We start from the raw sequence: 12938 nt of genomic DNA, 5'->3' as shown, positions 1-12938 counted from the left end.
TGGGGGCATTTTTGCTTAATTCAAGTTTCAGCAGGCGTTAAAAGGCCAAAAAGCTGCTACTTTTCTAACCAAATTAAGGATGCCATTCGTCCGGTAACAGACTCGCGGCGATAGGAGAAATAACGTTGCTTCAAGGTATAAGTACAATCAGATAAGCAAAACAGGCGTGTAACACCCGCTTGCTCAATCCGATAGCGTGCGATCCCTTGTAGATCACCCATATACTTATGGCCATGAGGGCTAAAAAACAACGCTGTTTGCGGATGTTTAGCGATAAATTGCTGCCTGACGTCATCACCCACTTCAAAGGCTGTAGCACCAATACAGGGCCCTAGGTAAACCAATAGCTGATCGGCAGGCGCATCAAATTGCGCTATCGCAGCTTCAATAATGCCATCGCACAAGCCGCGCCAACCGGCATGAACAGCAGCCACTTGCGTAGCCTGTTTATCGCAAATAAGCACCGGAAGGCAATCTGCAGTCAGCACCACACAAACATGATTAGTACTTTGGCAAAAACTGCCGTCGGCAACTCGTTGTTGATCATTATCAAGATCGACCACTTTGACACCATGCACCTGCTCTAACCAAGCTGGCTCACATGGCAGTGCTAACGAGCTTCTAATAATAGCGCGATTTTGCATAACATCGGTGAACGAGTCACCCACGTGGGTACCGAGATTAAGACTATCGAAAGGCGGCTGGCTTACACCACCCTGTCTTTGGGTGAAGGCGAGCTTCACCCCTTTAGGTATAAGCCAGTCTGATGGTAGCATTAATAATCGGTCGGATGCGCTTTGGTATCTTCACGCAACGCTCGAGTCAATTGCACCATATCATCAGGCACTGGCGCCTGCCAGCTCATGATTTCACACGTGAATGGATGAGCTAGCTCAAGTCTGATCGCATGTAGCGCTTGGCGCTTAAAGCCCATGTAGATCTCGAAAAACTCAGGCGTCACCCCTTTAGGCGGACGCGGACGGCCAGCGTAAACCGGATCGCCCACTAATACGTGACCAATATGGGCCATATGCACGCGGATCTGATGCGTACGACCAGATTCAAGGCGCAATCTCAAGCGCGTATGGGCTCGAAACTTTTCTGCGACACGATAATGGGTAACCGCTGGCTTACCATTATGTACCACAGCCATATGAGTACGCTTAGTCGGATGACGATCGATAGGCTCATCCACAGTGCCACCCGAAATAAGGGTGCCCTGTACTATCGCTTCATATTCACGCACAATTTCACGTGCTTGCAATGCCGCCACTAAATGAGTTTGCGCTTCCACCGTCTTAGCCACCACCATTAATCCTGTGGTGTCTTTATCGAGACGATGCACGATACCCGCTCTTGGCACCAACTCGATTTCAGGGCAATAGTGCAATAACGCATTTAGCAAGGTACCGTCACTGTTACCTGCACCTGGATGCACCACTAAGCCAGCAGGCTTATTGATAACCAAAATATGGTCATCTTCATAGACAATGTTTAAGTCAATGGCTTGTGCTTCAGCTTTCGTTTCTTCGTGCAACGTAGCTTGCACTTCAATTTCTTGGCCTTCGAGTACTTTTTCTCGTGGCTTAGTTTGCACTACACCGTCGACATAGACAGCGCCTGCCTGTATCCACTCTTTAATGCGTGTACGCGAATAATCAGGGAACATTTCGGCCAAAGTTTGATCCAATCTTTGACCAGTTTGTGTTGCTGTTATCTCGCTTTTTAGATTAATCTCTTGTGTCATAGGAACCGTACCCGCGTTTTGGGGTCCAAAATAATGTGCTATCTGTTACAATCGGATTGTTTCTATTTTATCCTGAAATGGAAAAATTCTTAACTACAACTTAAAAAGAATCGAATTCAAGTATGCATAATTTTGCCAAAGGCGCAGCTGTCGCCTTGTTATCACTGGCCCTCGCGGCTTGCAGTAGTAGTCCAGAAGATGATATCGAACTCACTAAATCATCGCCTGAAGTGCTTTATTCACAAGCTAGAACGTCAATGGAGTTAGGAAACTACAGTAAAGCTGTGCGCTCATTGGAAGCGTTGGACTCTCGTTATCCGTTCGGTCCACACAAAACTCAAGTACAGTTAGACCTGATTTACGCATACTACAAACTTAACGATCCTGCTTCAGGTATCGCTAATATCGATCGCTTTATTCGCTTAAACCCCACCCATAAAGATATAGATTATGTCTATTATATGCGTGGACTCGTCAATATGCAGTCAGATAATTACATGTTTCATGACATGTTGAATATTGACAGGACAGATAGAGACCCAAAAGCGGCACAAGATGCCTTTAAAGATTTTGACCGTTTGATAAAGTCGTATCCTAACAGCAAATACGCTGCAGATGCGCAAAAACGTATGCAATTTTTAAAAAATCGTCTAGCAAAGTACTCAATTACCGTCGCCGAATACTATATCAAGATGAACGCTTGGAGTGCTGCGGCGGTGAGAGCGCAAACGGTAATGGAATCATATCCGGGTACGCCTCATACCGAACGAGCCTTAGAGATCATGGCCACCGCGTATGAAGAGCTTGGACAAGAGCAACTTAAAAAGCATGTATTATTGGTGATGCAGAGCAATTTTCCCAGCAATCCATTAGTAAAATAACGCATTAATTGTAATACTTAGGCTGATATTAACGACTAACAGGTTAATGTCAGCCTTAATACCCAGACTTGACTCCCTCTATTTTCATTTTTATCCCCAAAGCTTGTGCACATCACGACAGCGCGACCTCGCACAGCCTTGTCTGTGTCTCCACCAACTTACAACATAGCGTTGTGCCCGTGAACTTCACTCACTGGTACTATGGTCCCGACTGAGCACCTCGTTAAGTGCAGCCTCCTATTCAACATCTCCGCTTATCTTACGCGCCTGCTAAAACAATGTTGAATGACAATCTAAGTCGCAATACTAAGCCACTGAAATCACATCAATCCACTGAGACAACGTTGATTCTCTAACTTACATCTGCGACTAACCATACAAGCATTCACCTTGCTGTATACCGTACTCGTATTTAATAGGCCGAACACCTCTTCATCGTTTACCCCATAGGAGCATCCCGCAAAACATCACACTAACCTAAACACGGCTTTAAAATGATTATTGCTATAAAAAAGCACGTTTCGTGCAAAACTTATTCAAACGGAAGCTTTTGAAGCATATTTTTAATAAATGGGTTGACTCAAATCCCGAAAAGCTATTTAATGCACCCCGTCGCCCGAATAGCTCAGTCGGTAGAGCAGAGGATTGAAAATCCTCGTGTCCCTGGTTCGATTCCGGGTTCGGGCACCAAATTTAATTAGGTGCTGCGGCAACTAAACAAAAAAGCCTCGCAATGCGAGGCTTTTTTGTATCTGTAGATTTTAAAACTATCATTAATTGAGTGGTGAAAGAGTCGTGATGTAAACTTGTGGCGATTCACATCTCAGCCACCGCCTAAGCTACCTAAACCATCACTTAAACTATCTACACCACCAAACTATCTGCGCCCTCAACATTTAACTCATCCTTGTTAAGAGGATTAAAAACAACAGGGCCAAGGTGAAACACCCTGGCCCTGTTGTTTTGCTGCTAGGGTAAAAATTAAATCTTAAATAAGCTTACCGCCTGATGTAGCGCTTCAGTTCGCGCACGTACTTCATCAGAAGCATTGGCATTTTCTTGCGCAGCCGTTGCAGAGTCGGCTGCAATATCGCGAATGATCACCACGTTTTGATTCACCTCTGAGGCCACTGCGCTCTGCTCTTCGATAGCGGCCGCTATTTGTGTGCTCATATCCATAATATTGGTTACATCGGCATTAATTTGTTCTAGCAAAGCACCAGCGTTTGCCGCCTCTGCCGCACTTTCGCTGCCCTGCTTCTGGGTCGACTCCATTAACTCTACAATCGAGCGCGTGCGCGACTGTAAGGTTTCAATAATGCCAGAAATCTCCTCAGTCGACTCTTGGGTGCGCATAGCTAAACTTCTAACCTCATCAGCTACGACTGCAAAACCACGGCCTTGCTCACCGGCTCTAGCAGCCTCAATGGCTGCATTCAACGCCAGTAGGTTAGTTTGATCGGCAATACCTCTGATCACATCGAGCACACTGCCAATGGTTTCGCTGTCTTTTTCAAGATCAGCCACCACTTGCACAGAGCTATTAAGTTGCTCTGCCAATGCTTGAATTTTTTCGATTGTCTGCACCACACCCACTTGTCCCTGCTGCGCATTATTATGGGTATTACTGGCACGCTCTGCGGCCAACTCTGTATTATTGGCGATCTCATCAATGGTGGCGCCCATTTCGGTGATTGCGGTTGCAACCATATCGGTTTCATTCAGTTGGCGACTCACCCCTTCTGATGCACGAATGGAGTTTTCAGACAATTCTTTGCACGAACGATTAACCATATCGACAGAATCTAACACTTGCTTAATCAGCTGCTGCAGTGAATCGACCATGCTATTAAAATGAATACCTATCTGACTAATCTCATCATCTGCAGTGGTATCGCAGCGTAAGGTTAAATCTTTAGTTTCTTCGATTTTCGAAATTGCATCGCTGATCTTTTTAACGGGATCCATGATGCTGCGTATAATTGCTAAGGTGAAAGCGACTAAAATGATGGAGATCAAAATAAACACTACAAGGCCTATGGTAGTCGCCCTGGTCTCTGCACTATCAATCGCTGTCAGTGACTGTTTTTTTAACATCACTAAATCGTCTTCAGCCTTAGCAATACTCTCTCTTAAAAGCTCCATTTGGCCATCATTTTTGGTCAAACCCAGTTCTGTTTCAGTATCGACTAACATCTTAAAACTGGCTTGATAACCATCAATAAATCCAATGAGTTGTGACTGGACACGACTCTCTAACATAGAATCGCTGACCTGTTGTTTTAATTTATCTAGGTTAGTATTGAATTTATCAACGTAACTTACGTCTCGACGCAGCATAAAATCTTTTTCATTGCGCCTTAACTGCAACATGGTCACCATCATTTCGGCTTCATTATATTGCGTAACGACTGATTCCACTTCATGTACCGACCTGCGCAGCGCGCCATACAAGCCATCTTTGGGGTGTAAGCCTATCTTTTGCTGCAAGCTTACAATATCAATAAACACGCTCTCGTAACGCTCTACGCTTTGTTTGAAACCATCTAATGTTGCGGAAGGGATACCATAGTGGTCGAACGTCTCGTTGAGCGCAGCCATGGTGCTGTCGAGTTCGCTGGCATTGATTTTATGTTGGTCTAGATAGCTCAACTCTAGACGCACAAAAAAATCTTTCTCATCTTTACGTAAACTCAGTACTTCTTTTTCCAGTTCAATCACTCTCTGCGCAGCATGAGAAAGATCATCGAGCGTATCGCCTGAATAAAGCTGTAAACCAAACATCGCAATGACCGAACAAATAGATACAGCGGCACTAACAAGCAATTTGTGGCGAATGAGCATAGAGAAGAGATCCTTAGAGTAAATTAGCTGGGCAATGTAAGCTTGATCGACTCTCAACACACTTGAATAAAAGACGATCACCCTTTAGCGATTATAGTTTATGTCGGCCGAGCCACGCTCTTTCTTAACACCAAGCCTATTAACCGCTGCAGATTTAGACAAATTACCCACAGGTAAGACCAGAAAATGGGAAAAACCCTCAAAATAGCTTGGGCATTGCCCCCATACTCATTTAACACTTCCTTAAGACATAAAGAGTAGATTGATAAAACAACTCAAAAGCGATGCCGCCTTGTAGCACAGCATTTCGCCCCATTATTGCCCTAGTCGCTAAGCCTACTGCAAGTCATCGCTACCATCACGATATTGATGACTCTGCGACACTTGAAAGCAATTGATGCACAAATCGACTCGTGACTGTGCAGTTTTGCTTTTTCAGCATCACAATACTAAAACACACATCCAAAGGGGGCATGTCTATGGGGCTCAAGGCGCACAGTGATGGCTTGGTTTGCCCCTCTATCACGCTAACTTGAGGCGCTAGCGCTACCATTTGAGAATGTTGTAGTGCAGCACTTATGGGTTGAAAGGTGTCATAACGAAGTAAGCCAGCAAAATCATCACGGTATGGCGAAAATAGATCAGCAAAAGACTCCATCACTCCAGTAGGCAAATTCCGCGGTATTGCCAAAGGATAATGACGTATGTCTGCTAAAGTCAGTTCAGGTTTCACTGCCAAAGGATGGTTTTTTCGTACACAAAATACCGCGTGGTAAGACGGTAAGTTAAATGTCTGCAGTAATGCATCATGGCCTAACGCCTCCCCTTTGATATCTGTGACCAATAACGACAACTTACCTTGAAGCAGTTGCTGTATATGCTGCTGCCATGTCGCGACCTTCAACTCTACATGCACATCGGGGTGCTGCTCAATAAAGCGCCCTATTGCTGGGCCAATAATGGTATTAGCTGGTACTGGGCTGGCGCCAATTAATAAGTGACCGCTACTTTTACCAAGTAAACAATGCAGCTCTTTACGTAAAGTATCGACACTGTCCAAGATAGTATCGCTATGACTTAACACTAATTCGCCCGATGCCGTCAGTGTCATCGATTGATGACCGCGATTGAGTAGCTCGGTGCCGAGCAAACTCTCCAGTCTTTGTATGCTTCTGGTCAATGATGGCTGAGCGAGATTAAGCCGTTTGGCAGCCTTTTGATAATTTTGCTCCTTAGCAAGGACGCTAAAATTTCGTAAATGTCTGAACTCAATCACCCCACTCTCACTCGCAACCAGATAACAAAAACACAACATACAGTTACAACAAAAGATCAACAACCAAGTTGCTGTGACACTTTGTATCACCTTTAGTAATGCCCAACCAAAATGCAAAGAGTCAAACTACTGATAAAAAAGATTAAAAACCAAAACAGGTGAGCCTCATGGCTTTTAGCTATACCTTCATACGCATAACGCATTGGCGTCTCAACAATATAAACCGTAACAATCGAGCGGCGATGATTAACAATGTCGCAACAATAAAAATAAACAAGGAATGAAGCATGAAACTTAAGAAGATCAGCATTATGACGCTAGCCGCGTTATATGCGACAGGATTAGGGGCGCTTGTTGCTGACCCCTTGTCCCCAGAACTGCGCCAAGCCAATAATTTGGTCGGTGTCAAAATTACGCCCGAACTGCTGGAAAAGTACAACAACAAATCTTCCCATTCAGCAGCAAGCAAAGCCACCCCCCCCGGACAAATCGGTCTCAATGTTCATCGCGCAGCAAAAGGCAGTAATCATCAAGCGCCTTTTGTGTGGGAAGACGAGATTCAAGGTCAGCATACCTATATCATTCAGTTAATGGATGCGCCAATCGCGCTATATCAAGGCGAGCGTCCAGATTATGCTGCGACCTCTCCACGCAGCCAGCAATCCAATATGCGCAGTAGTGGCCGTGGCACTTTAGATGTCAAAAGCCCTGCGGCTAAGAGCTACAAGAAGTTCTTAACACAAGCGCAAGATCGCGCGGTGAACCAAATTAGGATGGTCGCCCCCGATGTTCAAATTAAACAGCGCTTTAATGTTGCCTTAAACGGTATGACTCTAACTCTCACACAGCAGCAAGCCGCCGATGTGGCGAAAATGGCTGGTGTCAAGGCGGTCACCCGCGCTAAAGAGTACAAACTATTTACCGACGCAGGACCAAAGCACATTGGTGCAGACATGGTTTGGCAAGGCTCAAGCGCCCCCGATGGGGTTGAGCTACGTGGTGAAGGGATTATTGCCGGTATTATCGATACCGGAATTAACTCGGACCACCCCTCATTTGCCGCCGTTGCAGGTGACGGATATAAGCACACCAACCCATTGGGCGAAGGGAATTACATAGGTGATTGTCTCGAATACCCTATGATGTGTAACAGCAAACTGATAGGGGTTCGCTCGTACGAAGTCATTACAGATAGCTATAAAGACCCAGTTTATCAACCGGATGTTCCACGTTGGGATGTCGATTATAAGCGCCCACCTAACGGCGAAGATTATAGCGGTCACGGCTCACATACTGCTAGTACGGTTGCGGGTAACCTACTGTATAATGTGAACTTCCCACTTAATGGCATGACAGAATCTTCTGATGGTGTACCAACGCCATTAGTGTTCCCTGAAATATCGGGTGTTGCACCACGTGCCAACATTATCGCTTATCAAGCCTGTTATGCCGGAGATGGCTCTTACAGTGAAACCTATGGTGGTTGCCCTGGAGATGCACTTGTGGCCGCGATAGAAGATGCCATTATCGACGGCGTTGATGTCATTAACTTCTCCATTGGTGGTTTAGAGAGTTTACCTTGGTATGATGCCATCGAGATGGCATTTCTGGCCGCGCGTGAATCAGGCATTTCTGTCGCAGCTTCTGCAGGTAACTGGGGCCAATACGGCCCATCTTATATAGACCATGTATCACCTTGGTTAACCTCGGTTGCTGCTAGCACCCATGGCCGTAAAATCGACCAAATCCCTGGTAGGCTTACCGATTTTGTTGGTGCAAACGCACCAGAAGATATCACCGGTGCCGGCATTACGGGTGAGTTCAGCGGTACTCTGGTAGATGCAGCCCATTATGGCGATGCACTCTGTCTAACCCCGTTCCCAGCCAATACCTTTAACAGCAATGAGATTGTCTTGTGTAAACGTGGCGATATCGCCCGTGTCGACAAAGGCGTCAATGTTGCTGCAGGCGGTGCAGGTGCTGTCATACTCTACAATGCGATTAATTGGGACGATGGTACCGGCGGTAATAGCTTGAACTTAAATACGTTCCCCATTCCAGGGTTACATGTTGACTACAATGCGGGTAGAAAACTCACCGAATGGGTTGCCAACACACAGGATGCACAAGCCAGTATTTATCCATCTGAGATTGTGACCACCGAACGTGAAGCCGATGTGTTAGCCAGCTTCTCATCACGCGGTCCTAGCCTGAGCAATCCTAATGTGATGGTGCCCAACGTATCTGCGCCTGGGGTGGATATTTTTGCCGCTTACGCCGATGAAATGCCCTTTAGCATGTACCCAGCGCCAAGTGATTACGTGGCAATCAGTGGTACCTCTATGTCTGGCCCACACGTGGCGGGTGCATTAGCGCTACTGACTCAAGCCTATCCACAATGGACTCCGGCGATGATCCAATCAGCCTTGATGACCACGGCTCTGCCAGGAAAGTCATATGGTAGAAGTTATCCACCCGAGCTCAAAGAAGCCACCTTCTATGAGATGGGTAGTGGTGTCATTAACGTAGCTCGCGCAATGAAAGCGGGCTTAGTCATGGATGAAACGGCTGATAACTACCGCGCAGCCAATCCAGAAGAAGGCGGTGATGTTACCGCGCTGAACGTGCCTTACTTAGTGAATGCTGAATGTAAAAGCAGCTGTACCTGGATGCGTACCTTTACCGCGACAACCGATGGTGAATGGGATATCAGCGCAACTGGACTCGAAGCCGAAGGTGCGCCTTTCCTTGAGTTAGGTGTCTATCCAAACAGTTTTAGCCTCAAGGCTGGCCAGTCGCAAAGCATTATGGTTACCGCCAAAGTGCTGGATGTGTCATCGGTTAATGCGAACTCTTCGTCTAACGAGGTGTTTGGTAAGGTTGAAATCACCCCTAAAGATAGCAACCTATCAAAACAGTACCTGCCTGTAATGGCTCGTTATAGCGGCTCCAGCCTGCCAGAAATGGTATCGGGCATGATCCACCGTGACACGGGTACCGTGCTGACGCCTGAGTTGATGACCAAAGAGATTAGTGAGCTCAATGTAAAAGTCCATGGCTTAACCGCTGGGCAAATGACTGAACATAAGCTTAGTGCATCAAAACTCCCTGATTACACTCAGCCTGAAACGCTAAAGAGCAATCCAGGTATTGATATCCAATTCTTCGATGTACCAGAAGGCACGAGTCGTATCGTCTGGGAAATAACGGCTGAAGATAAATCTGCTGTGAGCAAGGTTGATATCGGTATTGATCTCAATGAAAATGGACTAGTTGACTGGTATGACGAAGCAATTTGTTTCTCATCGACCGACATCCTCGACTACTGCAACATCAATAATCCCGTACCGGGTCGTTACTGGGCTCTGGTTAGCAACAATAAGAGCCTCTATGGCGATGCTAAAGATACCCAAGACAGTATCACGACTAGCTTAGCGGTTATTCCCAATGAAAGTAATCAACAGTTAGACGTCACAGGACCACAAAGCACCAATGGGCTTGACCCTTACCAACTGCAGATGCATTGGACATTGCCTGGCGCAGAAAAAGGCGATCGTTTCTATGGCGTAATTGAAGTGGGTAGCAGCGCTGACAATGTCGGTAACATTGGTAAGATGGCTGTCCATTTGGTTCACGGCGGTGACGATGTTGCTATTGTGACCAGTCAAGAACAAGCTAAAGAAGGCGATGTTGTCGATGTCACCGTGACACTGGCCCCCAACACCCTTGGGCTAGAGCGAGATGTGAACATGCATCTTACGCTACCAGAAGGCTTGCAACTGTTGGCTGACACTGTCACAGCAATTAGCAACAACCAAAGTCTGCAAGATTCAATCAATATTGAAGGACAGCAGATCAGCTTAAGCACAGTTCAGATGGCGAGTAACGCTCAAAAACGTCAATATCACTACACCACCAGTGCTGTAGATGAGAGCTGTCGAGTCCCCATCGGCTCAAACCCATACTACTTAGATCTACTTAGCGAAGCGGGTATCACCGCAGAGCCAGCGATCCAAGGTCGTTCAAATGACACCGTGATCTTACCATTAAACATCTTTGGTATTGACCGTATCCCACTGTATAACAATAACCCTGATTATATGGAGCCAGATACGCTCGCCATTTCACCCGGTGGCTTTATTCAACTTGATAGCATGCCGCTGTTCTGGCCTGCGCACTATCCTGTTGCTGCAGATTTCTTCCCTGACACGATTATTGCCCCACTATGGCGCGGCGACGGTTTTATTCTATCTGAATACAACATGGACACCGACAGCCTAGATGGTGTGAGTATGGCAAGCACGGTAAGCGGTGATTACCTGATTGTCGAATGGGATAATATGCGCCAAGAGTTTGCATGGGGGGTTAACTTCGAGCCAGACTACGACGCACGTTATAGCTTCGAAGTGATTGCCTCGAGTAAAATAGACTTCACCCCTGGCAAGCATGAATTTGTGTTCGCTTATGACAAAATTCAAGGCGCTAAATCACACTTAGGGTCAATTGGTCTGCATGGCTACTATGGCCCACGGGGCACCTATGGCCCAAGTTATGGTTATAGTGGTGATGGCTTTGCCTTTGACGATCTTGACTCAAAGATTGAAGAAGGACTTGTGGTCTGTGCTAACTATGCTGGCCCAGAGCAATCTGAAATTAAAGTGTCGTTTTCAGCTAGAGTCAGTGCCACAGCAGTTGGTCAAGCACTTAACCTAGCGGTAGACAGTGACTACACCGGCAGCGATAGCATCACAACTACCACAGTCATTAACGTGCCATCGAATCTGTCTATTGGCGCGCTTAATGATATGTCTGTCGATGAAAATGACAGCATAAGCTTTGAGGTGCTAATACAAGATAAAGAAAATACCGCTAATGGCATTAAAGTCAGTGGCGAGCACGTTAGTGCCGTTATCGAAGGTAACTTGGTGACCTTAACACCAGAGCAAGATTGGCATGGCGAAACCACCGTTACGGTTACAGCCCATGACATCACCTTCCCTAACGATGCAGTACACACCAGCTTTACACTCGTGGTTATGTCTGACGGCGTAGAACCGACGCCACCAGCACCAGAGCCTGAAGCGCCAGCACCAGAAACTCCCGATGATGATGGTGGCAGCTTAGGTTTCTTGGCCGTTGGCTTATTAGCATTGGCAGCTGGACGTCGTAGAAAGTTTCACTAACACTGAAGCTTTAACAGAGTCGCTTAATACCTGGGCCTAAAACTGAATCATTCAGTCGAAGGCTCAATCTTAAGTTGACGCTAACAAGGTAATGCCAACAAAGGGTCCTCAACGAGGGCCCTTTTTTTAGTACTCCCCACCTAAGTGAGCTGTAACAACGATTCGGAATTTTGGTATTTGAGATAAGATTATTGGATGGCACCTTGGTGTGAAACATGCCATAAAAAAAGCCACCTTATAAATAAGATGGCTTTTATTACAACAATTTGGCTAGCCGATAATTACTTTTCTAAACCGTGGCAATCAGCGCACTCAGTAATCGTTAATTCAGGGGTATGCATTTCCATGTCGATCGCGTGAGCATCATTGATGCCATGACAATCACTACATGTAGCCAACGTTGCTTCGGCTTCTTGGTGTACCGTCAAATCGACTTTCTCATGGCATTCAGTGCAATCGAGTGCTGCAGCTGAACCAGCAAAGAGTAAGGCGGCAACAATAGCGAGATATTTCATAGTGGCTCCTAGAGTCAGCGGCTATGGCCAAACTGACAAAATAGTGAAATAAAGGTGACGCTCAATTTAGCTTTTACAGCGAACCTCAATTTTCGCTAAGGCTAAACACCTACTAAAAAAGCAAATTGCTGCGAACCGATAAACCTAGACTTACCGATCAGTATTAACTGAAACTTAAAAGTAACAACAATTGGCGTAAAATGCTAATAGCATCAAACGTTAAAGCTCAACTTTGTGATGACTGTCAATATGATTAACACAAGGTTAATCAGCCTAAGCACATCTAAATTCAGGTTAATTGTAGGCGAGTTCTAGATGAATCTACTGGCCTAGCGCATTTACCCACCATAAAGCCTAGCGATAGCAATAAGTACAGTGCAGTAAATGGATAATGAACTGATTAAGCAGCATTTATACTATCAAGTACCGCTTACAATAAACACCCAATAAAAAAGCTGCCCTTGGGCAGCTTTTTCACATTACAACAAGGTT

General features: G+C 45.9%; 7 protein-coding genes and 1 tRNA gene. 3 read left to right on the top strand and 5 right to left on the bottom strand.

The window, feature by feature from the left end; translation table 11 throughout:
• Positions 1-56: 56 nt before the first annotated feature.
• Both pgeF and rluD read right to left on the bottom strand, forming a co-directional pair.
• Positions 57-776, bottom strand: a complete 720-nt coding sequence (pgeF, locus tag AC5YB1_RS06015) for a peptidoglycan editing factor PgeF (RefSeq protein WP_494521120.1) — start codon at positions 774-776, stop codon at positions 57-59.
• Entirely contained in the window at positions 776-1747 is a 972-nt protein-coding gene (gene rluD, locus AC5YB1_RS06010) for a 23S rRNA pseudouridine(1911/1915/1917) synthase RluD (protein ID WP_475514618.1), read from the bottom strand. Before rluD ends, pgeF begins: the two co-directional genes overlap by 1 nt.
• A 122-nt stretch (positions 1748-1869) precedes the next feature.
• Between rluD and AC5YB1_RS06005 the strand changes: the two genes are divergently transcribed.
• Complete coding sequence (locus AC5YB1_RS06005) at positions 1870-2628, top strand: outer membrane protein assembly factor BamD (RefSeq protein WP_494521119.1); 759 nt, start codon at positions 1870-1872, stop codon at positions 2626-2628.
• A gap of 614 nt (positions 2629-3242) precedes the next feature.
• Positions 3243-3318 (top strand) — tRNA-Phe (locus AC5YB1_RS06000).
• 291 nt (positions 3319-3609) lie between these two features.
• Here AC5YB1_RS06000 and AC5YB1_RS05995 read toward each other — a convergent pair.
• The gene (locus AC5YB1_RS05995; RefSeq protein WP_494521118.1) at positions 3610-5472 is read right to left on the bottom strand and encodes a methyl-accepting chemotaxis protein; all 1863 of its coding nucleotides are present in this window, start codon (positions 5470-5472) and stop codon (positions 3610-3612) included.
• A gap of 358 nt (positions 5473-5830) precedes the next feature.
• Positions 5831-6748: a LysR family transcriptional regulator gene (locus AC5YB1_RS05990; protein ID WP_494521117.1), complete on the bottom strand. Its 918-nt coding sequence runs from the start codon at positions 6746-6748 to the stop codon at positions 5831-5833.
• Positions 6749-7035: 287 nt separating this feature from the next.
• On the opposite strand from AC5YB1_RS05990, the gene AC5YB1_RS05985 reads away from it, so the two are divergent.
• Positions 7036-11931 (top strand): S8 family serine peptidase, encoded by a 4896-nt coding sequence (locus AC5YB1_RS05985; protein ID WP_494521116.1) that lies wholly within the window; start codon positions 7036-7038, stop codon positions 11929-11931.
• 281 nt (positions 11932-12212) lie between these two features.
• Here AC5YB1_RS05985 and AC5YB1_RS05980 read toward each other — a convergent pair whose 3' ends face one another.
• Positions 12213-12446: a cytochrome c3 family protein gene (locus AC5YB1_RS05980; RefSeq protein WP_494521115.1), complete on the bottom strand. Its 234-nt coding sequence runs from the start codon at positions 12444-12446 to the stop codon at positions 12213-12215.
• Positions 12447-12938 lie beyond the last annotated feature (492 nt).

It is taken from the genome of Shewanella sp. 433 (genome assembly GCF_059338565.1).
The sequence above is the reverse complement of the archived record's forward strand: the minus strand, read 5'-3'. Positions and strand labels throughout refer to the sequence as shown.